Below are 26,710 nucleotides of genomic sequence, written 5' to 3'. Positions count from 1 at the left end.
AAGCCGGCGTCGGCCGCGCGAAGCGGCCCCGCCGCCTCCATTCGGTGGCCCTCCTTCTCCCGCCACTCGGCAATCGAACCCGTGGTACGGTTGCCACACGGAAATAATTCGTTTTGTGACGGCTTGCCTTTCGCAGTTTTCCTGGCCTAGTCGAACGGCAGGTATGGCGCCCATCATGCGTCGACCACAGGGAGAGTTAGGATGAGGAAGACGTTGCTCCTGGCTGCAAGCGGGCTTGCGGCCATGGCGCTTTCCACCGCCGCCGCCGCGCAGAACACCGCCGCCCCCACCGCGCCGTCTCCCGCGAGCGCCACCGACCAGGCCGCCGTGGACGGACAGACCGACGACGCCGACGCCGCGGCGTCCTCCGACATCGTCGTCACCGCGCAGGGCCGCGCCCAGGTGCTGGCCGACGTGCCGGTCGCCATCTCCGCGGTCAGCGCGGAGACGCTGCAGAATTCCGGCGCCAACGACATCCGTCAGCTGAACCAGGTCGCGCCGTCGCTGCTGGTGACGTCCACCGGATCCGAGGCCAACGGCTCACCGCGCATCCGCGGCATCGGTACGGTCGGCGACAATCCCGGCCTGGAAAGCTCCGTGGTGGTCCTCATCGACGGCGTCTACCGTTCGCGCGCGGGCATCGGCCTCAACGAACTGGGCGAGATCGACCGCGTCGAGGTGCTGCGCGGCCCGCAGGGCACGCTGGGCGGCCGCAACTCCTCCGCCGGTCTCCTCTCCATCGTCAGCAAGAAGCCCGCGTTCACCTTTGGCGCCAACGGCGAGGTGACGTACGGCAATTACGACTTCTGGCGCCTCGCCGCGGGTGTCACCGGCCCGATCACGGAGAACGTCGCCTTCCGCCTGGACGGCGTCTACGTGAAGCGCGACGGCTTCTACAACGACCGCGTCAACGACACGACGGTGAACGACCGCGACCGCTTCTTCGGCCGCGCGCAGCTGCTGTTCGAGCCGACCGACGACATCAGCTTCCGCCTGATCGGCGACTATACGAAGCGCGACGAGTCGTGCTGCGCCGCGACCTATGTCAGCAGCTCGATGAACGAGGCGATCGGCAACCTGAACAACCCGGCGACCCCGCTCGCCACGGGTCTGGCCGGCGGCAACAACATCATCAACGTGCTGCGTGACCTGGGCCAGGACCTCGGCGCCTTCAACCAGAAGTACAGCCGAGACATCTCCGTCACGCCGGGCCGCAGCTACGGCGGCGACATGCAGGACTGGGGCGTCTCGGGCCAGCTCGACTGGGACTTCGGGGGCGTGAAGCTGACGTCGATCACCGCCTACCGCGATTACTATAACACGCAGGCCGGCGACGTCGACTACGGCACGGTCGACATCCTGTACAACGCCGACGACGGCAACAACCGCCGTCAGTTCCGAACCTTCACGCAGGAACTGCGGCTGAACGGCACCGCCTTCGACGACAAGCTCGACTGGCTGGTCGGCGGCTTCTACATGGACGAGAAGTTCCGGGGTAAGAGCAACCTGCGCTTCGGCAGCCAGTACGGCCGCTTCGCCGCGTGCCGCGTCGTCTCCGGCAGCCTCGCCACGCTCTACTCGCCGACGACGCCGGGCTGCATCAGCCCGACCGGCCGTGCGGTCATCGCGGGCCTCGTCCCCGGCGTGCCTTCGCCGTTCGGTGCGGCGGGCGGCACCGTCCTCGCCGCGTTCGACACGCTGGAATCGATCAGCGATCGCGGCTCGACGATCGATCGCTACAATCAGAACAGCCGCAGCTTCGCCGCGTTCACGCACAACATCATCCACGTGACGGACACGATCGACCTGACGCTGGGCCTGCGCTACACCAACGAGCGCAAGCGCTTCTCCGCCACGTTCGGCAACGACAACGCAGCCTGCGTCGCCAACCAGCAGCGGCTGACGCCGTTCCTGACCAACCCCGGCCTCGCCGCACTGGCCGGCGGCCTGATCGGCCTGTCGTGCCAGGGCAATTCGACCTTGGAGCTGAACGGCGTCGGCATCAGCGACACGCGCAGCGAGGACGAGTTCACCGGCACCGCGGTCGCCTCGTGGAAGCCGATCGACGACCTGCTCGTCTACGGCAGCTACTCGCGCGGCTACAAGGCGGGCGGCTTCAACTTCGACCGGTCCGCGCTGAAGGCCCCGACGCTCAGCTTCGCCAGCTTCGGCGGCGGCAGCGCGCAGGCGGGCGCGCAGGCGCTGGTCGGCAACCTGCAGTTCGACGCCGAGACGGTGAACGCGTTCGAGATCGGCGCCAAATACGCGACCGGTCCGTTCAGCCTGTCCGTGGCGGCGTTCCGTCAGGACTTCAGCAACTTCCAGCTGAATACCTTCGACGGCACGGTCTTCATCGTTGAGAACGTGAACGGCTGCTCGTCCAGCCTGAACGGCGGCGACCGCGACCAGAACAAGTTCGCCGCGGCACCCAATTTCAACGCGGGTGCGGTCGCGAGCGGCCAATGCCCCAACGGCGACGTGGGCCACGGCGTGCGGTCACAGGGCGTCGAGCTGGAGGCGACGCTGGTGCCGATCCGCGACTTCCGCTTCACCGCGGGCCTCACCTACGCCGACACCAAGTTCCGCGACCAGCTGGTCGGCGACGCGAGCGGCGCGCCGCTGAACCAGGCGCTGGGCAAGCTGCCGGGACAGCAGCTGTCGCTGGCGCCGGAGATCGTCGTCACGACGTCGGCGGCGTGGACGCCGGACCTGGGCAGCAGCGGACTCTCCGCCCTGTTCTACGTCGATTCGCGTCTCAGCGGCGACTACAACACCGGCTCCGACCTGTTCCCGCAGAAGGCGCAGGACGGCTTCGCGCTGGTGAACGCCCGCGTCGGCATCCGCGGCCCGGATCAGCGCTGGGCGGTGGAATTCTGGGCGCAGAACGTCTTCAACCAGGACTATGCGCAGGTCGCCTTCAACTCGCCGTTCCAGGAAGGCGCCGTCTCCGCCGCGTTCCAAGACCCGCAATATCCGGGCGGGAGGCAGATCTTCTCGAACTTCCTCGCCGAACCGCGCACCTACGGCGTCACGCTGCGCGGACGCTTCTGATCGGATGATCCCCGCGTGACGGCGAAGGCCGGCGCTCCTCGCGAAGGAGCGCCGGCCTTTTTCATGGTCGCAAGCTCAGTCGAAGCCGACGAAGCGGGCCGCCTCGTCCACCGTCTTGCGGCGGGACACGACGGCGTTGGCGGGGAAGTCGTCGTCAGGCCAGCCGAGCGCGATGCTCTTCAGGATGATCTGGTCCTCGGCGATGCCGGCATGCTCGCGCACCACGGGCGACTGCATGATGCCCTGGCTGTTGATGACGGTGCCCAACCCCCGCGACCACGCGGCGGTGACCAGCGCGTTCGTCACCGCGCCACAGTCGAACGGGGTGTCGTCGCTGCCGTCGAGTACGCGGTCGTAGGTGACGATGATGCATACGGGCGCGTCGAACTGGCGGAAGCCACGCATCACCCAATCCTGCCGCCGCGCCGCATCGTCGCGCTCGATCCCCATCGCGCCGAACAATTGCTTGGCCACGTCCACCTGCCGCTCGCGGTGCGATCCGTCGAAGGCGGTTCCGGTGCGGAACTCGCGCGATTGCGGCACGCCCGCGATCATCCGCTCGCTGTTGCCCTGGCGGATGCGGTCCAGCGGCTCGCCCGTGACCACGGTGAAGTTCCACGGCTGCGTGTTCATCGACGAGGGCGCCCGCATCGCCAGCGCCAGGATCTCCTCGATGAGTGCACGCGGCACGGGATCGGGCTTGTACCCGCGAATGCTCCTGCGTCCCGCCACGACCGCGTCGAACTGCATCCTCAACCCCTTCCATCCCGTCTCGTTGGCAAGGAGTTAAGTCAAACCGCTTAGCGCGTAAACCGCGTCAGCCGCGCGCCTCCAGCCGCTGGTCGACCACGCGGCCCACCTCCTCCCAGCGCTTTGCCGCGGGCAGGTCGTGCGCGCGGATCGCGATGACGATCTGGTCGACCACCTTCTGCCGCGCCCCCTGCCCATGCGCCGCCACCAGGGCAGCCGCCGACTCGCCGTTGCTGATCTGACCGAACATGCCGGCGCGGTTGCCACGCCGGCCCGCGACTGTCACGGCGGGGTTGATCCATGTAAAAAAAGACTGTGGATAAGCCGTCGCGCGGACGCGGGTCACGCGTCGGCGGCTTCCGGCAGCCACGCGGGCTCGTGCGCGAAGGTGGGATGGAACGGCACCGACGCGGCCAGCCCCGCCTCGTCGGCGATGACGTAGCGGCCGTGGGTGCCGGAGACGAGGCCGTCGTCGTTCAGCTTGCGCAGCATGCGATTGACGTGGACGTTGGTGAGGCCGAGCAGGTCGGCGATCTGCTCCTGCGTCAGCGGAGCGTCGATCGCGTTGCCGTCCACCACCCCCGCGGCCCGACCGCGCGTCAGAAGGTCCAGCATCAGCCCCGCGACCCGCTCGTAGGCGGAGGTGCGGCCGATCTCCGCCAGCTTGTGCATCAGCGCCACGCGCTCCTTCTGCACGCTCAGCAGGAACGACGCCGCCATCCGCGGATCGTCGGCGAACAATTGCCCCAGCGTGTCGAAGGGCACCATGCTGGCCACCACGTCGGACAGCGCGGCCAGCGTATCTCCCGCCGCGGCGAGGCACATGCTCGTCGACCCCAGGACGTCGCCGGGCAGGTGGACCTTCACCAGCTGCCGCTTGGCGCTCGGCAGGTCGATGGAGGAGCCGACCCAGCCGGCATGGAGGAGCCAGACGTGCGAGGCGGTCGCCCCTTCCTGCCGCAGGACCGTGCGGCGCGGATAGCGGCGCGGCGACCGCGTCAGCGACGCCAGCACCTCGCGCTGGCGCAACGTCAGCGCGGAGAACTCGCTGAAGCGGTGCAGGGGAAACGGCGGCATCGCGCAACGATACGCCTGTTCGTCAGCAACTTACACCCTCGGCGGCGTTCGGTTCACCGCAGCGTCATGCGCGCGCGGAACAGCTGTCCCTGCTCGATCACCAGCACCAGCCCCAGCACGGCCACCCCGATGCACAGATAGCCGACCGCCAGCGGCAGCGTGGTGCCGGCGTAGGACTGCCCGATGGCGGAGCCGACCAGCACCGCGCCGATGCTGGTGACGAAGCCCTGCACCGACGACGCCGTGCCGGCAATCCGCCCGACCGGTTCCATCGCCATCGCGCCGAAATTGGAGCCGCACAGCCCGATGCACGTCATGCTGAGGGCCTGGAAGGCGATGTAGCTGACCAGCGTCTCCGCATCGAGCAGGATGACCGCGACGTGGACGACCGACAGCGCGACCAGCGCCAGCACCGCCGCCTGCGAGATCAGCCGCGTGCCCAGCCGCTCGACCAGCCGGCTGTTGGCGAAGGAGGCCAGCCCCATCGCCCCGGCGCAGATCGCGAACAGCAGCGTGAAGCGGTCGCCGGCGCCGAACTCGTCGACGAAGATCTGCTGCGCCGAGGACACGAAGGCGATGATGCCCCCGAAGGTCAGCGACGCCGCCACGGCATAGCCGATCGAGAACCGGTTGGTCAGCACCAGCCGGTAGCTGCCGCGCAGCGCGCTGAGCGAGATGGGCGTCCGCCGCTCCGCCGGCAGCGTCTCCGGCAGGCGCAGCGCCGTCCAGGCGAGGATCGCCGCCGCGAAGGCGCCCAGCGCGTAGAAGATGAATCGCCACGGTCCGAAGGCGAGCAGCCCCTGTCCCACCGTGGGCGCCATGATCGGCACGATGAAGAAGATCATCTGCGCGATCGACATCGTGCGCGCCATCTGCCGGCCCGACGATCCGTCGCGCACGATCGCCACCGCCAGCACGCGGGTGGACGCGGACATCAGCCCCTGCAGCAGACGCGCGCCGAGCAGCGCCGCGAAGGTCGCCGATCCCGCGGCGAACACGCTGGCGCCGACGAAGCCCGCCAGAGTGGCGAGCAGCACCGGGCGCCGGCCGTAGCGGTCCGCCAGCGGCCCGTAGACCAGCTGCCCCGCGCCGAAGCCGAGCATGTAGACGGTGATGACCCACTGGCGATGGTTCGCCTGCGCCACCGACAGCTCACGCCCGATATCGGACAGGGCGGGTAGCATCAGGTCGACGCCCAGCGCGTTCACCGCCATCACCGCCGCAACGAAGGCGACGAATTCATGCGGGTGCATTCCTGCGGGTGCCGGATGTCGTGTCATGCCGCGCGCTTAGGCACTGCGTCCGTCGGCAACAAGGACGTCGATGCGGCGAGCGCGCGGGAGCTCTCCGCCTCAGCCGCACTCCCCGCCCAGCCGATAGCCGACGTTGCGGACGCTGACGATCGGGTTGGCGAGGCCCAGCGTGGTCAGCTTCGCGCGCAGCCGGCTGACGTGCGTCTCCACGATCTTCGTGCGCGGATCGAAATGGTAGTTCCACACGCGCTCCAGCAGCACCTGCTTGGACACGATCGTTCCCGGCTGGCGCGCCAGCTCGATCAGGAAGCGCGTCTCGCGTGGTTGCAGCGGCACGGTGCGGGTGCAGCAGCTGGCGGTGTGGCGCGCGGCGTCGATCGTCAGCCCGCCGACGCGGAACACGGCGGGATCGCGCGCCAGCGTGCGCCCGCGGACCAGCGCGCGCACCCGAGCGTCCAGTTCGGCGAGCGAGAACGGCTTGACCATGTAATCGTCCGCCCCCGCCTCCAGCCCGGCGATCCGCTCGCCCACGCTGCCGCGCGCGGTCAGCACCAGCACCGGCGTCGCGACGTCCACCGCGCGCAGGCGGCGCAGCACCTCCATGCCGTCGATCCCGGGCAGCATCCGGTCCAGCACGATCGCGTCCCACGCGGCCTGACCGGCCTGCGCCAACGCCGCCGCGCCGTCGGCGACGCGGGTCACCGCCATGCCGCGGTCGCCGAGGAACTCCGCGATCTCCCCGGCGATCACCCGATCGTCCTCGACCACCAGAACGCGGATCGCCGCGGCGTCGCCGCCCCCGTCCGCCGCCTCCGCCGCCTCCGGCTCTGCGATCTGAAGCATCACGTCCTCTTCCACAAGCACCGGAAAAACGCCCGGTTCCGAGCGACCTAGCGCGGCGCTGGCGAATGAAGACTGAACCTGCCGTTCAGCGGGTATTAGCCATGTCACGCCGCAGGGAAGACGATCGTGACGGCCAGGCCCGGCGCCGCCCCCACGCCCGCAGACCCTGCGGACAGCGTCGCGCCATGCCCCTGCGCGATCGAGCGGACGAGGCTGAGCCCCAGCCCGTGGCCGGGCGTGGCGCGCGCGCGGTCCAGCCGCACGAAGCGGTCGAAGATGCGCTCGCGCTCCGCCACCGGCACGCCTGGCCCGGTGTCCGCCACGCGCAGCACCACGGCGTCGCCGCGGTCGCGCACCGTCACCGTCGCGCTGGTCCCCGCGCCGGCGTGCTGCAACACGTTCTCCAGCAGGTTCACCAGCGCCGCCGCGATCTGCGCGCGGTCGCCCGCCACGACGGCGTCGTGATCGGTACGCAACCGCAGGTCGATGCCCGCCTCGGCGAAGGCGGGGGAGATGGCATGGACAACGTCCAGCGCCAGCGCCTCCAGCTCGACCGTCTCCGCATGGTGGCGGCGCACGCCGTCGATCTCGGCGATGCGCAGGATTGCCTCGAACAGGCGCACCACGTCGTCGATCTGCGCGATCGCCCAGGGGATGGCGGCACGCGCCTCCGCGTCGTCGCGCACACCTTCCAGCCGGGTCCGCAGCCGCGTCAGCGGGGTGCGCAGGTCGTGCGCCAGGTCGCCGCTGACCTGGCGCAGGTTCGCCATCAGCGCCGCGACCTGGTCCAGCATCAGGTTCAGCGCGGCGGCGGCGGCGTCGAACTCGTCGCCGCGCGGACCCACCGGCACGCGCTGCGCCAGGTCGCCGTCGCGCACCGCCGCCGCGGTGGCGGCGATCGGCGACAGGCGCCGGTCGAGGTAGCGTGCCAGCAGCCAGCCGGTCACCGCGCACAAGAGCGCGATCATCACGATCGAGGCGAGGAACAGCCAGCCGATCGCCGCCTGCGCCATCATCAGCGGGCGGCGATTGCCTGCCACGGCGATCCGGTCGCCGTTCGCGGCAGCCAGCGTCAGCACGCGCACCGGGTCCGTCCCCTCGATCGGATCGTGCAGCGACAGGTCGCGCCAGCCGGGGCGCGACGCGCCCAGCGCGCGCGATCCGGCCAGCAGCCGCCCGTCCGCCGCCACGAGCGACAGGTCGACACCGCTGGCGGTGCCGGCGTCGTGCGCGCGGATCGCGGCGACCATGGCCGCGCGCCCGCCGGTCTCGCCGGCGCGGTGCAGCCCCGCCGCCGCCGCTTCGATCCGCCGGTCGAGCGCGTGGCTCATCGCCGCGTAGGCGATCGCCACCGCCAGCCCGCCCAGCAGGACGATCGAGGAGAGCAGCACCCCGGCGCTGGTCACGGCGATGCGCGTCGCCGCGCGTGCCCGTCGCTTTCCCGGTCCGCTTCCCATCGCGGGTGCATAGGACAGCCATGGCGACCTGCTTGGATACAAATGTGCAACCTTCGGCCCGCCGGGAACGGCGCGCGCGGCACGCGCGTCTGCGACCTCAGGCGACGGTGTAGGTCGCTCGCGCCTGGGCGTCCCCAGCGAGGGCGACGCCGGGCGCGCGTCAACGAGGCGGGTCCGAGCCCGCGATCACAGGGGAGAGTGGGAAATGACCGATTATCGAACCCGCGACGGCGACCGCGTCGTCGTTCGGCGGGGCGGACCCGGGCGGACGATCGCCATCATCGCGGCGGTGCTGGCCGTGATCGCGGCCATCCTGTTCGCCACCGGATTCTGGAGCGCGGACGTGAAGGAGGGCGCGCTGCCCGACGTCGACGTCAGCGCGAAGGGCGGCGCGCTGCCCAAGGTCGACCTCGATTCCAAGGAGGTCGTCGTGGGGACGAAGGAGACCAGCGTCGACGTGCCGAAGGTGAAGACGGAGAAGGAGAAGATCGACGTTCCCGTTGTCGGCGTGAAGGACAACGGCGAGCGCTGACCGATCCCGCATCGCGGGTCCGTGGATCGCGTCGGGAGGGGCGGCCGCCCTTTCCGGCGCAACCGCGTGCGTGCTGCCCGGACCGCTGCCGCGATATACAAATTCGTAACGTTCTTAACGGCTTGTTGACGGTTTGGCGAAGCTGCTCTTGAACGCGGCAGGGGCGGGGACCAACGCAACAAGGGAGAAGATCGATGATGTCGAGGTCCAGGTTCACGGTTGCCGGCGCGCTGGCCGCCGCCGCCGCGCTGTCCGCCCCCGCGGCCAACGCCGCCGACGTGCTGACGAGTGCCGCCGTCACCGGCCCGAGCGGCACGGTGTGGAATACCACGGTCGACGGCTTCTACGCGCTGTTCCTGCAGACGCCGGGTCTCGGCGACTTCCTCAATCCCGGCGACGAGCCGCTGTCCTTCGCGACCAGCAACGGCCAGAACCGCTTCCTGCTGGCCGGCGACGGCTGGACGCCGGGCACGAACGGCGATTCCGACCCGTTCTACAACATCCTGCTCACCTTCGGCAGCGGCAACACGCTGTCGGGCACGTACACGCCGACGACGAACACCTTCATCGGCGGCAGCTCGTACACGCTCGGCGGCCTCACCTACACGCTGGAGGAATTCTCGTTCCGCCGCACGCTGGGCGATGCGGTGAGCCAGACGGTGGCGACGCCGGGCGGCGACGGGAACGATTATTCGGGCAATTTCCGCGTGTCGGCACTGACCGCGGTGCCCGAGCCGGCGACCTGGGCGCTGATGATCCTCGGCTTCGGCGCGGTCGGCGGGGCGATGCGCCGCCGCGGAGTGCGGATCGCCACCCGGCCGGCCTGACCGCCGGCACCGTTCGTGTCGCCGGCGCGCGCCGGCGACACGCCTTCCCTTCGGATCGAGACCCTGCGGAGGTGCCGCGATGTCGACGTTCATCGTCCCGCTGCTGCTGCTCCTCATGACTCTGCTGCTGGGCAGCGCCGCCCTTTTCCTGGCGCGGCACGACTAGCGTCCCTATACCGGCCCGGGTCCGAGGCGGGAGCCGCCATGTCGATCGATCGTCGCGCCTGATGCCGTCGCTGTCGCTGGCACAGGCCCGGCGCATCGCGCTGGCGGCGCAGGGCTTCGGCGCGCGCGCGCCCCGCTCGCCCGGCGCGGCGGCCGTGCGACGAACCGTCGCCCGGCTCGGCCTGCTGCAGATCGACAGCGTCAACGTGCTGGCCCGAGCGCATTACCTCCCGCTCTTCTCGCGCCTCGGCGGCTACGACCGCGCGCTGCTGGAGCGTGACGCCTGGGGGCCGCTGCGCGCACGGCGATTGTTCGAATATTGGGCGCACGAGGCGTCGCTGCTTCCGCTCGACCTCCACCCGCTGCTGCGCTGGCGGATGGACAGAGCCGCGCGCGGCGAGATCGGCTACGCCACGCTGCGCCGCTTCGCGACCGAGCGGCGCGCCGAGGCGGAGGCGGTGCTGGCCCGCATCGCCGCCGAGGGGCCATTGACCGCCGCCGATTTCGAGAACGGTGCCGGTCGTGGCGGCTGGTGGCAGTGGAGCGAGGCCAAGCACGCGCTGGAGTGGCTGTTCTGGTCCGGCCGCATCACCACCGCCACGCGCCGCGGCACGTTCGCGCGCGCCTACGACCTGACCGAGCGCGTGCTGCCCGCCGCGGTGATGGCGCTGCCGACGCCCACGCCGGGCGAGGCGCAGCGCGCGCTGATCGATCGCAGCGCCCGCGCGCTGGGCGTCGCCACCGCGGCGGACCTGCGCGACTATTACCGGCTGAAGCCGGCGGAGGCGGATCACGCCATCGCCGCGCTGGAGGAGGCGGGCACGCTGCTGCCGGTCCGCGTGGAGGGGTGGTCGCCGCGCGCGTGGCTGCACCGCGACGCGCGGCTGCCCCGGCGCGTGCCCGGTGACGCGCTGCTCGCCCCGTTCGATCCGCTGATTTTCGAGCGGGGGCGGACCGAGCGGCTGTTCGGCCTGCGCTACCGCATCGAGATCTACGTGCCGCAGGAGCGGCGCACCCACGGCTATTACGTGCTGCCGTTCCTGATGGACGAGGCGCTGGTCGCGCGCGTGGACCTGAAGGCGGATCGCCGGAGCGGCACGCTCCTCGCCCGCCGCATCACGATCGAGCCCGGCGCGCCGGCGGAGACGATGCCGCGCCTGCGCGCAGAGCTGGAGCGGATGGCGGCCTGGCTCGGCCTCTCCACCGTGGCGCTGCCGTGACGGCGGAGGGAAGCGGATCAGCCCGCCACGCCGCGCCGTGGGCGCGATCGCGGCGAACGAGGCGGTGGCGAGCGTCCCAGCTTCCTCGCGCTCGACCGGGCCAAGGCGGCGTGGCCGTGCCGATCGACTGATCCGCATTGCCTCGCCCCGCCCGACACCGCATGGTCGGGCACGACGAACGGGGGAGGCGCGAGGATGCCGACGCGAGTGACGGGACTGACGCTGCTGGCCGTACTGGCCGGAACCGGCGTGGCGGCAGCACAGTCCGACAGGCAGCAGCGCGACGGGCGGGCGGACGTGCCGGCATCCGCGGCGGGAAGCGCGCAGGGCGACGTGTCCGTCACGATCTACAACGACAATATCGCGCTGGTGCAGGACGTGCGCCAGCTCGACCTGGCGAACGGCCGCACGACGCAGAGCTTCCCAGACGTCAGCGCGCAGATCCGGCCGGAGACGGTCAGCCTGGCCGTGCCCGACGCCGCCATCGTGGAGCAGAACTTCGACTTCGACCTGCTCAGCCCGTCGAGCCTGATGGAGAAGGCGGTGGGCGAGACGATCACGCTGGTGCGCACCAACCCCGCCACGGGCGCGGAAACGCGCGAGCGGGCGCGGGTGCTGGCGGTGAACGGCGGCGTGGTGCTCGACATCGGCGGCCGGATCGAGGTGCTGCGCGACGACGGCCTGCCGGTGCGCGCGGTGTTCGACCGCGTCCCTCAATCGCTGCGCGCGCGGCCCACGCTGTCGGTCACGCTCGCCAGCACGCGCGGCGGCGCGCGGCCGGCGCGCCTGTCCTATCTCAGCCGTGGGCTGGGCTGGAGCGCGGACTATGTCGCGCTGTTCGACGAGAAGGCGGGCACCATCGACGTGCAGGGATGGGTGACGCTGCGCAATTCCAGCGGCACCACCTTCACCAATGCGCGCACGTTGCTGGTCGCGGGCGAGGCGGGCGGCGACGACGGCAACCGCGCCGACTTCATGCCGCCCCCGCGCCGCCCCACGCGGGTGCAACCGGGCACGCAGACCGCGGAGCGGGAACAGCTCGGCGACTTCTACCTCTATCCCCTGGCCGAGCGCACGACTATCGCCGACAAGCAGACCAAGCAGGTCAGCTTCCTCGACGCCAAGGGCGTGGCCGCCTCGTCGGGCTATCGCTTCGAGAATTCGTGGCTCGGCAGCGCGAACGAGGCGCGTTCGGCGCAGAGCGTGCTGCGCTTCGCCAATTCGGGCGCCGCCGGGCTGGGCGACGCGCTGCCCGCCGGCACCGTGCGCGTCTACGTCCGCGACGCGCGCGGGCAGCCGCAGTTCACCGGGGAGAACCGCATCGGCCACACCCCGCAGGGCAGCAGCATCGCGCTGCCGACCGGCGACGCCTTCGACGTGAAGGTGCAGCCCGTCACGGTTGCGCGCACGCGGCTCGGCGGCGATCGCTGGCGCACGCAGATGCGCTACCGCCTCACGAACGCGCGGTCGCGCCCGGCGACGGTGGAACTGGCGCAGGCGGGGCTCGACTGGGCCGACACGCGCGTGGTGGAGGAGAGCCGCCGGAGCGAGCGCCGCGATGCCGGCACCGCGGTGTGGCAGGTGGCGGTACCGGCCAACGGAGAGGCGATCGTCACCGCCACGTTCGACACGCGCTACTGATGCGCGCGGCGCTGGCGCTGGCCTTCACGATCGTCGCGACGCCCGCGGCGGCGGCACCGCGCGAGCAAACGGTCTCCTCGTCCGCGCCGCAGCGAGTGGCGCTGACCGTCTATCGCGCCGCATGGGGCCGCGGCGCGATCGACCTGCGGTCGCTGGACGGCTTCGCGCTGGTGACGGAGGTGCGCCGCGTCCGCCTGCCGCGCGGGCGCGCCACGCTTCGCTTCGAAGGCGTGGCGGAGGGGATCGTGCCGGTCAGCGCGGTGATCGACGGCCTGCCCGGCGGAGTGGTGGAGAAGAACCGCGACGCGCGTCTCCTCTCCCCTGCCTCGCTGGTCGACGGAACACTTGGCCGGCAGGTGACGCTGACCCGCACGGACCGCGCGACCGGGCGCCGCACCAGCGAGCAGGCGACGCTGGTCGCCGGCCCGCGCCCGGGCGTCGTCCTGCGCACGACGGCGGGGATCGAGGCGCTGCGCTGTTCCGGCCTGCCGGAGCGGCTGGGTTACGCCGGCGTGCCCGCCGACCTGTCGGCCAAGCCCGTGCTCAGCGTCGAGACGGTCAGCCCGGCCGCGCGGACCGTCACCGTGCGGCTGAGCTACCTTGCCGGCAAGTTCGACTGGCGCGCCAGCTACGTCGCGACGGTGGCGCCCGGCGGGCGCACGCTGGACCTCTTCGCGTGGCTGACGCTGGCGAACGGCAACGGCGAGGCATTCCGCGACGCCGAGGTGGCGGCGGTGGCGGGCCGGTTGAACCGCGTCTTCGTGCCGCGTGGCGCGCCCGACGCCGGCACGCTGTCGCTGACCTGCTTCCCCCTCGGCACCACCACGTCGGACCTGCGCGCGGAGACGTTCGAGCCGGCGGCGGAGATCGTCGTCACCGCGGCGCGGATGATGGTCGTCCCCTCCCCGGTCATGGCACCCGCGCCCCCGCCGCCTCCTCCTCCGCCGCCGCCCGAGGACCTGGGCGACCTGAAGCTGTATCGCGTGCCCGAGCGCGTCACCGTCGCGCCGCGCGGGCAGAAGCAGGTGGCGCTGCTGGCGCAGGCCGCCGTCCCGTTCGAGCGGCGCCATCGCCGCGCGGTCTTCCCCGGCCAGCCGCTGGAGCCTTCGCCGACCGCGATCGTGCTCCAGTTGCGCAACCGCCGGGAGAACGGGCTCGGCATCCCGCTCCCGTCCGGCAGCACCGCGGTCTATGCCGCGCGGGGCGACGACCGGCTGCTGCTCGGCCTCGGCACCCTCGCCGATCGTACGGAGGGGGAAACGGTGCGCATCGACGCGGGCATCAGCGCGCAGGTGACGGTGGGTCAGCGCGTGCTGCCGGGGCGAGAGGCGGTCCTCACCGCCACCAACGCGACCCGCGCGCCCGTCACGCTCGACGTGCCGATCGGCGCCGCCGGGCAGAAGATCGACAGCGCCGATCCCGCGCTGGCGGCGGTGGACGGCGTGGCCACCTGGACCGTCACGATCCCCGCGGGCGGTCGCGCCGACCTCACCTACCGGGTCGGCGAGTGAGATCCCGCTTGCAGGAGCCGCACTCATGCTGACCGTCCACCACCTCGGCCTCTCGCAATCGGAGCGCGTCGTGTGGCTCTGCGAGGAGCTGGAGCTCGACTATTCGCTCGTCCGCTACGATCGCCGCGCCGACAACCGGCTGGCGCCCGACGACTACAAGGCGCTGCACCCGATGGGGATCGCGCCCGTCGTCAGCGACGGCCCGCTGGTGCTCGGCGAGAGCGGCGCGATCCTCGACTATATCGACCGGCGCCACGGCGGCGGACGCTTCTCGCCCGACCCCGCCGACGCGGACTTCGCCGAGCAGCTGTTCTGGTTTCACTGGTCGAACGGCACCTTCATGGCGAGCCGGATGCTGGCGATGGTGCTGAAGCTGGCGGGCGCGGGCGCGGTGCCGTTCGTCGACGATCGCGTCGCGCGCAGCCGCGACCTGGTCGAGCGGCGGCTGGCGGCGGCGCCCTTCTTCGGCGGCGACCGGCTGACGCTGGCCGATTTCATGATGGTCTATTCGCTCACCACCTCGCGCGCGTTCGGCGGCGGGCCGCTGTCCGACATGCCCGCGACGCAGGCCTATCTGCGCCGCATCGCGCAGCGCCCCGGCTACGTTCGCGCCATGGCGAAGGCCGAGCCGGGGATGGCGCCGATGATCGACTGACGCCATCCCCGTCGCGCAGGACGCGTCAGTCCTTGGCCCAGTCGCCGTGGCCGTGGCCGGTCGTCAGCCGCACCCCCGCGCCCTTGCCGCCCGCCGCGCCTTCCCACCAATAAGGCTGGCGCCTGGAGGTGCCGGTCGCCATCTCGTTCAGCGTGGCGGCGTCGTACAGCCGCCCGCCCAGCATCACGCGCGACACCTTCTCCGTGTTGCGGATGTCGACGGTCGGATCGGCGTCGAGCACGACGAGGTCGGCGAGCTTCCCCGCCTCGATGCTACCGATGTCCTTGGCATAGCCGAGCGAGGTGGCCGGCGCGATCGTGGCGGCGCGCAGCGCCTCCAGCGGCGACCAGCCGCCGCGCACGAAGCTCCACATCTCCCAGTGCGCGCCCAGCCCCGCCTGCTGCCCGTGCGCGCCGATCGACACCTGCACGCCCTTGTCGGCCAGCTTCTTCGCCTCGCGCGCGCTCTCGTCGTCGACGTAATCCTCCTCCGGCGCGATCTCCCGTCGGGCGTTCTGCGCGGCGAGCGCGGCGGGCGGCGCGTGGCGCGTCAAGAGCGGGTGCCTCCACACGTCGGTGTGCGCGCGCCAGTACGGATCGCCCGCCGGCCCGCCGTAGGTGACGACCAGCGTCGGCGTGTAATTGACCTTCGTCTGCGTCCACAGCTGCACCAGGTCGCCGTAGAAGCGCTCCAGCGGCACGTTGTGTTCGACGGTGGAATTGCCGTCCTGCACCAGGCTGACGTCCTGCGTGAACAGCGACCCGCCCTCGGGGACGACGTGCATCCCCTCCGCCTGCGCGGCGGCCACCACCATCTGCCGCTGCTCGCGCCGCGGCTGGTTGTAGTTCTTTACCGAATGCGCGCCCTGCGCCTTCAGCCGGCGCACGTCGGCCAGCGCGTCCTCGTAGCTGTTGATCTCCGCGTACACCTCGGGCGCCTTCGCGCCGTAGATGATCTCGCCGGTGGAGAAGGTGCGCGGCTGGAGCCGCATGCCGGCGCGCTGCATCTCCGCCGCCGGGAAGATCTCTGCCGAGCGCGAGGACGGGTCGTGGACGGTGGTCGTGCCGAAGGCCAGGTTCGCCATCGCGTCCCAGTTCTGCTCCGGTATCAGCTCGTCGTCCCCCTGCGGCCCGTGCGCGTGCGCGTCGACGAAGCCGGGGACGATCGTCTTGCCGGCCACCTCCACCGTCACCGCGCCCGCGGGCACCGCCACCGATCCGCGCGGACCGACCGCGACGATGCGGTCGCCGCGGATCAGCACGGTGGCGTCGTCGACGATGCCGCCGTCCGCCGCCGCCATGGTCACCACGCGCGCGCCCGTCAGCGCGACGATGCCGGTCGGCCGCGCCGCGGGCACCTCCATCGACAACGACACACCCGTCTTCGGCCCGGCGAACCTGGGCGCGCCCTCCGCCTGCGGCGCAGCGGCGAACAGTGCGGCGGTGTCGGCGGAGTACAGCGTCGGCCCCAGGCTCCAGTGCACCCGCCGCCCGTCATCGGACCAGTTGATGAAGTCCGCCCCCTCCACGCTCACCTTGGTGACGGGCAGCGGACCGCCCTTCTTGTCCACGTCCACCGCCTGCGTCCCCGGCAGCAGCGGCATGACGAATGCCTCGTAATTCTGCCGGAAGGCGACGTAGTCGCCCCGCGGCGCGACCTGGTATTCGTTCACCAGCGTGCCGCTGGCGTGCACGCGCTGGTCCCGCCCGTTCAGGTCGGTGCTGACCAGCTGACGCTTGTCCTTCTCGTTCCTCGTCATGAAGATCCGATCGGAGGCGGCACCGAACTGCGGGCCTGCGGCGTCCTTCGCCACCCGCTCCGGCGCGCCGCCGGTCGCCGCGACGCGGTAGACGCCGCTGCCCAGGTTGCCCCGCGCCGCGGTCAGCGTGCCGCCCTGCCCCTGTTCGAAGACGATCGTCCGGCCGTCGGGCGAGAAGCGCGGCCGACGATAGAGGCCCGGCACGCTCGTCACCGCCTTCGCCGCGCCGCCCCCCGCCGCCACGGTGCGGATCGTGCCCAGGCCCGCGTCGGTCCAGCCGACGAACACGACCTGCCGCCCGTCGCGCGACCAGCTGGGCCACAATTCCATCTCGTCGCCGCGCGTCAGCCGCCGCGCCGCGCCGCCGGCGACCGGCTTCACGTAGAGCCGGCCCAGCGTCTCGAACACCACGTGCCGCCCGTCCGGCGAGACGCTGGCCCAGCGGGGCATCTTCGTCACCACGCGATCGGGGGAGACCTCCACCGCCGGATGCGTCGCCTCCGCGACGACACGCGTGTCGGTGACGCGGAACGGGATCACCGCCGCGCCGGTCCCGTCCGCGGCGACGCGGCGCAGCTTGCCGCCGGCCCAGAACACGATCGCGCGGTCGTCCGCCGTCCAGGCCATGTTGGGATAGACGCCGGTGACCGCCCACGTCTCCTGCACGTCGCGGTCGAGATCGTCGTAGACGATGCGCTCGACGCCGGTGTCGAGATCCTTCAGCCACAGCTTGGTCTTGTTGCCCTCCCGCCGGACGAAGGCGATGCGCTTGCCGTCGCGAGAGGGCGTGGGCCGCACCGAGCCGCCGACGCCGCTGACGGCCGTCTCCACCTCGCCAGTGGCGATGTCGTAGCGCTCGATGTCGAACAGGTCGGTCCGCGAGTTCTGCGCATATTCGAAGACCGGACCGGGCGTCACGTTGCGGGTGTAGAAGATGCTCTTCCCGTCCGCGGCGTAGACGGGCTCGCCCAGCTCCTTCTGCAGCTGCTCGCTGGCGCGCTTCACCAGCTGCACGCCGTCGCCGCCGCTGACGTGGTACAACCAGATCTCGCCGGTGCCGAGGCTGCGTCCGGTGGTGAAATGCTTCTTCGCGGCGATGAAGCGGCCGTCGGGGCTCCACGTCGCCTGGTTCAGCAGACGGAAGTCCTCCTTCGTCACCTGTCGCTTGTCGCTGCCGTCGACGTTCATCACCCAGATGTTGTCGCCGCCGCCCCGGTCGGAGGTGAAAGCGATGCGGCGCCCGTCGGGCGAGAAGCGCGGCTGGTGCTCGAACGCCAGTCCTTGCGCGACGCGCGTCGGCGTGCCGCCCGCGATCGGCATCGTGTAGATGTCGCCCAGCAGGTCGAAGGCGATCGTGCGCCCGTCGGGCGACACGTCCACGTTCATCCAGCTGCCCTCGTCCACGTCGATCCGCACCTCGCGCAGCGACAGGCCGCGCGGCGCGTTGACGTCCCACTTGGCCGGCTTCGCGGGTGTCGTGGCCGCGGCGGGCACGGCCGGCGTGGCGGAAGGGACGGGCGGCGGCAGCGGCGCGTCGGCTGGCCGGTCCGCGGCGGTCGCGCGATCCTCCGGCGCCTGCGTCTCCTCCACCGGCTTCTGTTCGGCGGGCGGGGCGACCTGCGCGCGCAGATCGGCGGCGAGCAGGCACAGCGCGACCGCGGTCGCGGTACGGAATGGCGTCATCGAGAAATCCTCCCTTTGTCCCGCCTTCTAGCCGAACCGCGCGCACGAAAAAGGGGGCGCCGGACGACGCCCCCAGTTCCCGCTCGCAGCCAGGTCGGAAAGGGTCAGAGACCGACCTTGAACCCCGCGCGCACCATCCGACCGTAGATGCCGACGCCGCCCTGCACCGGGTTGTACAGGTTCGCGCCATAGGTGACCGGGTCGATCGGCGGCAGATCGTCCAGCACGTTCAGCACGTTGACGTAGAAGGTCGCGCGATCGTTGATCTTCACGCTGCCCGTTAGGTCCAGCGTGATGTAGCTGTCCACGTCGCACGGCACGTAGCCCGGGTTCAGCCCGCAATCGCCGCGCTGGCCGCCCTGGTCCTCGGCGGACAGGTTGTAGCCGTCGAAATATTGCGCGGTGGCGCTCAGCGTGAAGGCGTCGACCTCCAGCGTGTTCTGCCAGCTGCCGCGCCAGCGCGGCGTGCCCGACCCGGCGGTCAGATTGTAGTTGCCGATCGTCCCCTGATACTTCTCCTTCGTCCCGTCGGGGAAGGTGGTCGACAGCTCGAGGATCAGGCTGGCCTGCGCCGCGGAGGTGAAGCGGATGCCCTCGCCCAGGTCGAAATTGCCGGTGGCGGAGAAATCGAGACCCTCCGACTTGATCGTGTTGGCGTTGATGAAGCCGGATTCGACAAAGGCGATGCGCGGGCGCGCGGTGGGGAAGGCCGGATCGGGCGCGTCGACGATGACGTTGAAGCCGTCCGGGATCGCCTGCCCCGCATTGTAGGCCGCGATCGCGATCGACGATTGTGCGGAGGCGATCGCGTTGGTCTTCTTGATGTTGAAATAGTCGGCGGTGAAGGTCAGCTGCGGGATCGGCTCCAGGATGATGCCCGCGGTGAAGCTGCGCGACTTCTCCGGCTCCAGGTCCGGCGAGGCGAGCGTCGTCAGGCCCACCGACGACTGGCGGATGTATGACGGACAGGCGGTGGAGAAATTGTCCTGGTTGCAGCCGTACTGCGCCAGGAATTCGTTCGAGTAGGTCGTTGGGGAGGCCGCGACGAACCCGGTCGTCGGCAGCGCGTTCGCCTCGCCGAAGCTGGGAATGCGGAACCCGCGCGAGTAGGTGCCGCGGATCGCCAGCTGGCGGATCGGCGTGAACTTCGCGCCCACCTTGGGCGAGAAGGCGTCCTGCCCGCTGCTGTACTTGTCGTAGCGCGCGGAGGCGTTGAGCGTGAACTGGTCGACGATCGGCGCATTCAGCTCGCCGAACGCGGAATAGACCGAGCGGCTGCCCTCCACGCCGAAAGCGTTGAGGACGAAGTAGCGGTCGGTCGGCCCGTTGGTGTCGGGATTGCCGCTGGGCGCGTTGATCGCCTCGTAGCGATAGGCAAGGCCGAGGCCGAGCTGGAGCGGCCCGCCCGGCAGGTCGGCGAGCGAGCGGCCGACCGTCAGCTGCGCCTGGGCGAGATCCGATTCGGCGTTGGTCCGGTTGTCCGGCGCGATGAAGGCGTTCTGGTCGGCGGTGTTCGCGAAGGGATCGAGGAAGTTGTAGGTGCCCCGCGCGATGGCGGTCAGCAAGTTGTCGATCCGCACGTAGCCGCGCGTGGTGCGCTGCAGGTCGGTGTGCATCGCGGTGGCGTCGAAGGCATAGTCCCAGGTATCGGCGACATTGCCCTTGATCCCGATCGCGGCGCGATAGACGCGGCTGCGCGTCGCGTTGAACTGCTGCAAATTGGGCAGGCGGCCGATGATGCGCGCGACCTGGTTGTCGCCGGCGAAGGGATTGTTGGGGTTGAGCGTGCCGTTCGCCGCGTTGCAGCCCGTGTCGATGCCGTTGGCGGCGCCCACGCCGGTGGCGCAGACGTAGACCGGCAGCGTCAGCTGGAACGATCCCGGCGCGAACGCCCCGCCGGTCGCGCCGGTGGAGAAGCGCGGGAAATCGATGCCCGCGTTGGCGCTGGCGCGGATGATGCCCAGCCCGCCCGAGTAGCTGACGCTGCTCTGCTGGAAATTGACCAGCGCATAGGCCTCGGCATTCTCGCCCACGGTGGCGGTGAAGCGCGCCGAGCCGCCGAACCGCTCGATCTGCGGCGCGATGATGCCGTCGTTGTAGACGAGGTCGTCCTGGCAGACGGACAGCGGCGCGGCGGCGTTGACGAGGTTGCCGTCCTCGTCGGTGCGGCCGATGTCCGCCGGATTGAGGTTGTAGCCCGCGCCGCGCGTGCAGCCGAGCGACGGGTTCAGCTGCCGGTAGCGGTCCAGCGCCGTCGTGTTCGCGGCATCATAGGGGCGCACGTAGAGCGTGCCGCCGGTGTTCGCGATGACTTCGGAGAAGGTGTAGCCGCCGTCCCCGTCCAGCCCGTTGACGACGTTGTTCGGGCCGCAATTCCCCTCGAAGCAGATGCCGCGCTGGTCCGACGAGCTGTACGGGTACGGCCGGTCGCGGTTCCGCAGCGCTTCGCTGCGAATGTAGAAGCCGCTGACATAGGCGTTGTAGCCGTTCTCGTCCAAGTCGCCGGTGCCCGCGATCAGGCTGAGGCGGTAGTTGGAGGCGTCGCCGCGGTCGCTGATGCCGGCCTCGGCGCGACCGCCGATGCCGGTATACTGCCGCTTGGTGATGATGTTGACGACGCCCGCGATCGCGTCCGCGCCGTAGCTGGACGAGGCGCCGTCGCGCAGCACCTCGATCCGGTCGACGATCTCGTCCGGAATGGTGTTCAGGTCGACGAAGTTGCGCGTGCCGTCGTCCGACAGCGGATAGTAAGCGGCGCGCAGCCCGTCGAACAGGACCAGGGTCGAATTGGTGCTGAGGCCGCGCAGCGACACCGCCGACGCACCGCCGGCGAAGGCGCCGTTGGCGGTGAAGGAATTGGTCAGCGCCGGGCCGTTGTTCGACGTCAGCTGCTGGATCCCCTCCTGCACCGTCGACACGCCGCGCTGGTCCAGCGCCTCCGCGCTCACCGTGGTGACGGGGGAGGGCGTGGCGCGGTCGGTGGTGCGCAGGATCGATCCCGTGACGACGATGTCGGGTCCGGCGGCATCGGCGGCGGGGGCGTCAGCCGGGGCGGGCACCGGCTCGACCGGGCTCTGCTCCACCGGCGTGGCGGGCTGCTGCGGCGCGGGTGCGGCGACCTGCGCGCCGGCCGGCGCGGCCGTGGCCGCGAGCGCGACGGCGAGCGCGGTGACCGCGGCGTCGCGGCGCCATGCGGTGGACGGACGAGTGAGCATAGACGATCTCCCTGATCGGCACGCATTTCAGCGCACGCCGTTGTTATCGCCCCCGTTTTTCCCACGACCTGCAAGGCCGTCCCCTTCCGCGCAATGCGCCCTCGATTGCCGAATTGTAAATATACGCTGCCGTTCGGCTCACCGTCTTTTTGCCCCGGTTAAACGACAGGAAAGCTGCCCTAACATGGATCAGCCGAGCTGGAGTGCTCGGACTTGGAGCGGCCGCCTCGCCGTGCTGTAACGTGACCATGCCTCTCGCCCGCCGTGCCGCCGCCGCTCTCCTCCTGACCCTCGCTACCACCCCCGCCGGGGCGCGCGGGCCGTACGACGATGTCGACCCGTTCATCGGCACCGGGGGCGAGGGGCACACCTTTCCCGGCGCGGTCGCCCCGTTCGGCATGGTGCAGGTCAGCCCCGACACCGACACGCGCTGCCAGATCCGCGCATGCTACGGCCACGCCGCGGGCTATCGCCACGACGATCCGACGATCCAGGGCTTCTCGCAGACGCATTTCTCCGGCGCGGGTCACTCGGACCTGGGCGACTTCCTGCTGATGCCCGTGGCGGGCGACACGGTGCCGCTGGAACCGGGCGACCCGGCCGAACCCGGCGCGGGCTATCGCTCGCGCTTCTCGCACGCCGCGGAGACGGCACGGCCGGGCTATTACGCGGTGACGCTCGCCGACACGGGCGTGCGCGCCGAGCTGACCGCGGGCACGCGCGTCGGCGTCCATCGCTACCGTTTTCCCGCCGGAAAGGCGGCGCACGTCGTGCTCGACCTGCGCAGCTCGCTCTACGACTATCCCGGCAAGATCCTGTGGTCCTCGCTCCGCGTCCGCGCCGACGGCACGATCACCGGCGCGCGGGAGACGCGCGGCTGGGCGCCCGCGCGCAAATTGTTCTTCGCGATCCGCGCCGATGCGCCGCTCGCCGGCCATGCGTTCGAGAACCGCGAGGCGGCGGTCCCGTACAAGGGCTTTCAGGGCCCCGGCCGCGGCAAGGCCGACGTCGCGCAATTGCAGGGCCGCGCGCTGGTGGCGCGGCTCGATTTCGGCCGGCTGTCACGCCCGCTGGAGCTGAAGGTCGCGATCTCCAGCGTGGACGAGGATGCCGCCGTCGCGAACCTTGCCAGCGAGCCGGGCGACTTCGACGCGGTGGCGCGCGAAACCCGTGCGGCGTGGGAACGCGCCCTGGGCGTGCTCGACGTGGAGGCGCCGGTGCCGATGCGCCGGATGGTCGCGACCGCATTGTACCATTCGATGATCGCCCCCTCGGTCTTCTCCGACGCCGACGGGCGGTACCGTGGAACCGACGATCAGGTGCACCGTGCCGACGGCTTCACCTTCCACTCCACTTTCTCGCTCTGGGATACGTTTCGCGCCGAGCACCCGCTGCTGCTGCTGGTCCAGCCGGAGCGGCGCAACGCCGACTTCGTGCGCTCGCTGCTCGCCAGCCGGCGCGACAGCCCCTTCGGCATCCTGCCGGTGTGGCAGTTCCACGGGCGCGAGACGTGGACGATGATCGGCTATCACGCCGTTCCCGTCATCGCCGACGCGTGGCTGAAGGGCGTGCGCGGCTTCGACGCGCGGGAGGCGCTGGACGCGATGGTCGCCAGCGCCGACTATCCCGACTATGGCGGGATCGGCGAGTATCGGACGCTCGGCTACGTGCCGATCGACCGCGAGCCGGAGGCGGCGTCGAAGACGGTCGAATACGCCTATGACGACTGGACGATCGCGCGCATGGCCCACGCTCTGGGTGACGATGCGGTGGCGCGGCGGTTCGACCGGCGTGCCGGCAACTGGCGCAACAGCTTCGATGCGAAGACCGGCTTCCTGCGCGCGCGCCGCGCCGACGGCAGCTTCCGCGAACCGTTCGATCCTACGGCGATCAATTACGGCAGCGACTATACCGAGGGGAATGCCTGGCAATATTCCTGGTTCGTGCCGCACGACCAGGCCGCGATGTTCGCGCAGCTCGGCGGCGACGCGGCGGCGGTGGCGAAGCTGGACGCGATGTTCGATTACGACAATTCGAAGCTCGACTACAGCCACGCGGAGGACATCGCCGGGCTGATCGGCCAATACATTCACGGCAACGAGCCGAGCCATCATGTCGCCTATCTCTACGTCCACGCCGGCCAGCCGTGGCGCACGCAGGAGCGATTGGCACAGATCGTCGCCAGCCAGTATCGCGCCACGCCCGACGGGCTGTCGGGCAACGACGATTTGGGTCAGATGTCCGCCTGGCTGGTGTTCACTGCGCTGGGTTTCTACCCGGTCGCGCCGGGATCGAACGAATATGTCATCGGCCGCCCCTTCGTTCGCCGCGCCGCGCTGACGCTGCGCGACGGTCAGCGGTTCGTCGTGGCGGCGGACGGATTGTCGGAGCGGAACCGCTACGTCGGACGGGTGACGCTGAACGGGCGCGCGCTCGACCGGCTGTACCTGCGGCACGAGGAGATCGCCGCGGGCGGCGAGCTGCGCTTCACGATGCAGGCGACGCCCAACCGGACGCTCGGCACCGCCGCTGACAAGCGGCCGTTCTCGACCAGCGTGGCGGCCCCGCGGCGCTGAGGTGACTAGGCCAACGAGCAGGACGCCAGTTCGGCGGCCAGCATGCGGACCAGCGCCGCCGCCGGCATCGCGCGGGCGAGCGGGGCGCCCTGCCCCGCCCATTGCGCGCCATACCCCGGCTCCCCCGTCGCGGACGCCGCGGCGTGGAGCGCCTTTCCCGCGGCATAGGCGATCGGATAAGCGGGCGGCATCGGCGCGTCCGCGAGCGCGGTGAAGCGCGTCGGCAGCGAACGCGCCGGACGGCCGGAGACGAGCGAGGTCATCACCGTGTGCGCCGCACCGGGCCCCGCGAGCGCGGCGCGATACGCGTCCCCCGCCGCACTTTCCGGACAGGCGACGAACGCCGTGCCGAGCTGCGCCGCCGCCGCGCCCAGTGCCAGCGCCGCGGCAATGCCGGCCCCGTCCATGATCCCGCCCGCCGCCACCACGGGCACGGGCAAGCGGCGGACCAGCAGCCGCGTCAGTGCCAGCGTACCCAGCGCATCGTCGGGTGCGGCGGGATCGAACAGGCCGCGATGCCCGCCCGCCTCGATCCCCTGCGCGACGACGACGTCGATCCCCGCTGCGACCGCTGCTTCGCCCTCGGTCACGCTGGTCGCCGTGGCGAGGAGCAGGACGCCGCGCGCCTTGAGCGCCGCGACAGCCGCGGCGGAGGGCAGGCCGAAGTGGAAGCTGGCGACCGCTGGCGCGGTCTCGATCAGCAGCGCCAGCATCGCCGGATCGTCGTCGAAGCGGACATAGGGCGCGTGAAGCGCGGCGGGCGGCGCGACGCCGTAGCGTGCGAAGAGGGGCGCGAGCCACGCGAGCCACGCCGCCTCTCGCGCGGCATCGGTCACGGGCGCGGCGTGGACGAACAGGTTGACGTTGAACGGCCGCGCGGTGCGGGCGCGCAGCTGCGCGATCATCGCCCGCCCCCCGCCGGCGTCGGTGGCGCCCAGCGCGATCGATCCGAGCGCCCCCGCCTCGCACACCGCGGCGGCGAGCGCGGGAGTGGAGACGCCCGCCATCGGCGCCTGGATCAGCGGAACGGCGAGCGGGAGGCGATCAGCGAGCGACGGCACGGCCGGGTTGTAGCAGCAAGTCGCGCGGCGTTCACGCCGCGGTCCAGCTGCCGCCGAGCGCACGGAAGACGTCGATCTGCGCGCGCGCGATCTGCGCGTCGGCCAGCGCCAGCGCGGCCTGCGTGTCGGCGAAGGTCCGCTCCGCATCCAGCTGCGCCAGGCTGTCGATCTGCCCCTCGCGCTGCTGCGCGCGCGTGATCCGCGCGACCACCTCGGCCCGGTCGCGCGCCGCCTGCAACGCGCCGCGCCGCTCCACTGCCCGGGCGTAGTTGGAGAGCGCGGTCTCCGTCTCCTCGAGCGCCTGCAGCACCACGCCGTCGAAGCTGGCCAGCGCGCCGCGCGTGTCCGCCTCCGCCGCGTCGATCCGCGCGCGCGCCTTGGTGGGGTTCAGCGTCCAGTTGACCAGCGGGCCGAGCAGCCAGTTGAGCGGCCCCGCGCCGAACAGATCGCCGAGGCCCGTGCCGGTCGAGCCGACCGAGCCGCCCAGGCTGATCCGGGGATAGAGGTCCGCCGTCGCCACGCCGATCCGCGCCGTCGCCGCCGCCAGCCGCCGCTCGGCGGCGTGCACGTCCGGGCGGCGCGCCAGCAACGCGGCGCCGTCGCCGACCGGGATCGGCCGATCGAGCCGCAGCGCGGTGCCGCGCGCCGCCGCGACCGGCGGCAGCTCGGCCGGCGTGCGCCCCGTCAGCGTCGCCAGGCGGAACAGCGCGGCCTGCCGCTCCGCCGCCAGCGCGGGCACGTCGGCCTGCCGCTGCTCGCGCAGCGTGGCGATGCGCGCGGTGTCGAGCGGCGTGGTCAGCCCCACGTCGGCGCGACGGCTCGTGACGCGAAGCGACCGGTCGAGCAGCTCGACGATGCGCGTCGCCACCGCCAGCCGCTCCGCCGCGGACGCCGCATCGGCATAGGCGCGCGTCGTCTCCGCCACCACCGCCACGCGCACCGCCTCCGCGTCGGCCGCCGCCGCGCCGACGTCGCCGCGCGCGGCCTCCACGTTGCGGCGGACGCGGCCGAACAGGTCGACTTCGTAGGCGACGTCGATACCGGTATCGACCGTCCAGTTCTCGCGCGGCAGGCCGGGCGGGCGCTGGATTGCGGAGAGCCGGCCGTAGGTGGCGCTGGCGCCGGCCGTCGCCTGCGGCTGGCGGTCGCCCGCCACTTCGCGCAGACCGGCGCGCGCGCGTTCCAGCCGCGCCACCGCGCCGCGCACGTCGGTGTTCGCCGCCAGCGCGTCGGCGATCAGTCCGTCCAGCACCGGGTCGCGATAGAGCTGCCACCAGCGGTCGTTGTCGGTGGCGGTGGCGGACGTCGCGGCGCCGGTGGAGAGGAATGGCCCGGCCGCGGCGGCGGGGGTCGCCGGGCGGGCATAGTCGGGCCCCGCGGCGCAGGCGGCGAGCGCCAGCGCGGAAGAGGCAGCGAGGAGAAGGCGCATCATGT

The 26,710-nt window shown here is 71.4% G+C and carries 18 protein-coding genes; 8 read left to right on the top strand and 10 right to left on the bottom strand.

Going from position 1 to position 26,710, the window contains the following annotated elements; translation table 11 throughout:
* Window positions 1-201: 201 nt before the first annotated feature.
* Window positions 202-3,051, top strand: coding sequence for a TonB-dependent receptor (locus tag HBH26_RS07995; protein ID WP_168134067.1), 2,850 nt, complete (start codon window positions 202-204; stop codon window positions 3,049-3,051).
* A gap of 75 nt (window positions 3,052-3,126) precedes the next feature.
* Here HBH26_RS07995 and HBH26_RS07990 read toward each other — a convergent pair whose 3' ends face one another.
* The 6 genes from HBH26_RS07990 to HBH26_RS07965 all read right to left on the bottom strand — a co-directional run bounded on the left by HBH26_RS07990 (window position 3,127) and on the right by HBH26_RS07965 (window position 8,431).
* Window positions 3,127-3,801, bottom strand: coding sequence for a nitroreductase (locus HBH26_RS07990; RefSeq protein WP_168134066.1), 675 nt, complete (start codon window positions 3,799-3,801; stop codon window positions 3,127-3,129).
* Between the two features lie 67 nt (window positions 3,802-3,868).
* Window positions 3,869-4,087 (bottom strand): hypothetical protein, encoded by a 219-nt coding sequence (locus tag HBH26_RS07985; RefSeq protein ID WP_168134065.1) that lies wholly within the window; start codon window positions 4,085-4,087, stop codon window positions 3,869-3,871.
* A gap of 56 nt (window positions 4,088-4,143) precedes the next feature.
* Window positions 4,144-4,878 (bottom strand): Crp/Fnr family transcriptional regulator, encoded by a 735-nt coding sequence (locus HBH26_RS07980; RefSeq protein ID WP_168134064.1) that lies wholly within the window; start codon window positions 4,876-4,878, stop codon window positions 4,144-4,146.
* A 53-nt stretch (window positions 4,879-4,931) separates the two neighbouring features.
* Window positions 4,932-6,131, bottom strand: coding sequence for a multidrug effflux MFS transporter (locus HBH26_RS07975; RefSeq protein ID WP_168134063.1), 1,200 nt, complete (start codon window positions 6,129-6,131; stop codon window positions 4,932-4,934).
* Between the two features lie 99 nt (window positions 6,132-6,230).
* Complete coding sequence (locus HBH26_RS07970; protein ID WP_168134062.1) at window positions 6,231-6,974, bottom strand: response regulator transcription factor; 744 nt, start codon at window positions 6,972-6,974, stop codon at window positions 6,231-6,233.
* A gap of 104 nt (window positions 6,975-7,078) precedes the next feature.
* Window positions 7,079-8,431, bottom strand: a complete 1,353-nt coding sequence (locus HBH26_RS07965) for a sensor histidine kinase (RefSeq protein WP_168134061.1) — start codon at window positions 8,429-8,431, stop codon at window positions 7,079-7,081.
* A gap of 205 nt (window positions 8,432-8,636) precedes the next feature.
* On the opposite strand from HBH26_RS07965, the gene HBH26_RS07960 reads away from it, so the two are divergent.
* The 6 genes from HBH26_RS07960 to HBH26_RS07935 all read left to right on the top strand — a co-directional run bounded on the left by HBH26_RS07960 (window position 8,637) and on the right by HBH26_RS07935 (window position 14,982).
* Entirely contained in the window at window positions 8,637-8,963 is a 327-nt protein-coding gene (locus HBH26_RS07960; protein WP_168134060.1) for a hypothetical protein, read from the top strand.
* Between the two features lie 194 nt (window positions 8,964-9,157).
* Window positions 9,158-9,790 (top strand): PEPxxWA-CTERM sorting domain-containing protein, encoded by a 633-nt coding sequence (locus tag HBH26_RS20650; protein WP_239024647.1) that lies wholly within the window; start codon window positions 9,158-9,160, stop codon window positions 9,788-9,790.
* Between the two features lie 227 nt (window positions 9,791-10,017).
* Window positions 10,018-11,175 carry a winged helix-turn-helix domain-containing protein gene (locus HBH26_RS07950; RefSeq protein WP_168134059.1) on the top strand — a complete coding sequence of 386 codons (1,158 nt, stop codon included), beginning with the start codon at window positions 10,018-10,020 and terminating at the stop codon, window positions 11,173-11,175.
* 195 nt (window positions 11,176-11,370) lie between these two features.
* Complete coding sequence (locus HBH26_RS07945) at window positions 11,371-12,816, top strand: DUF4139 domain-containing protein (protein WP_209308424.1); 1,446 nt, start codon at window positions 11,371-11,373, stop codon at window positions 12,814-12,816.
* Complete coding sequence (locus HBH26_RS07940; protein ID WP_168134058.1) at window positions 12,816-14,327, top strand: DUF4139 domain-containing protein; 1,512 nt, start codon at window positions 12,816-12,818, stop codon at window positions 14,325-14,327. Before HBH26_RS07945 ends, HBH26_RS07940 begins: the two co-directional genes overlap by 1 nt.
* A 25-nt stretch (window positions 14,328-14,352) precedes the next feature.
* Complete coding sequence (locus tag HBH26_RS07935) at window positions 14,353-14,982, top strand: glutathione S-transferase family protein (protein WP_168134057.1); 630 nt, start codon at window positions 14,353-14,355, stop codon at window positions 14,980-14,982.
* Window positions 14,983-15,007: 25 nt separating this feature from the next.
* Here the strand turns inward: HBH26_RS07935 and HBH26_RS07930 are convergent, their stop codons facing one another.
* A complete protein-coding gene (locus tag HBH26_RS07930) occupies window positions 15,008-18,424 on the bottom strand; it encodes an amidohydrolase family protein (protein WP_168134056.1) in 3,417 nt (1,138 codons plus the stop codon).
* A gap of 104 nt (window positions 18,425-18,528) precedes the next feature.
* Window positions 18,529-21,639, bottom strand: coding sequence for a TonB-dependent receptor domain-containing protein (locus HBH26_RS07925; protein WP_168134055.1), 3,111 nt, complete (start codon window positions 21,637-21,639; stop codon window positions 18,529-18,531).
* Between the two features lie 248 nt (window positions 21,640-21,887).
* Here HBH26_RS07925 and HBH26_RS07920 point away from each other — a divergent pair, with 248 nt between their 5' ends.
* Window positions 21,888-24,215 (top strand): GH92 family glycosyl hydrolase, encoded by a 2,328-nt coding sequence (locus HBH26_RS07920; RefSeq protein WP_168134256.1) that lies wholly within the window; start codon window positions 21,888-21,890, stop codon window positions 24,213-24,215.
* 5 nt (window positions 24,216-24,220) lie between these two features.
* Here HBH26_RS07920 and HBH26_RS07915 read toward each other — a convergent pair whose 3' ends face one another.
* Both HBH26_RS07915 and HBH26_RS07910 read right to left on the bottom strand, forming a co-directional pair.
* A complete protein-coding gene (locus HBH26_RS07915) occupies window positions 24,221-25,276 on the bottom strand; it encodes an NAD(P)H-dependent flavin oxidoreductase (RefSeq protein ID WP_338057298.1) in 1,056 nt (351 codons plus the stop codon).
* 31 nt (window positions 25,277-25,307) lie between these two features.
* The gene (locus HBH26_RS07910; RefSeq protein ID WP_168134053.1) at window positions 25,308-26,708 is read right to left on the bottom strand and encodes an efflux transporter outer membrane subunit; all 1,401 of its coding nucleotides are present in this window, start codon (window positions 26,706-26,708) and stop codon (window positions 25,308-25,310) included.
* Window positions 26,709-26,710 lie beyond the last annotated feature (2 nt).

The sequence above is a fragment of the Sphingomonas corticis genome (assembly GCF_012035195.1).
GTDB classification, from domain to species: Bacteria; Pseudomonadota; Alphaproteobacteria; order Sphingomonadales; family Sphingomonadaceae; genus Sphingomonas; species Sphingomonas corticis.
The sequence above is the reverse complement of the archived record's forward strand: the minus strand, read 5'-3'. Positions and strand labels throughout refer to the sequence as shown.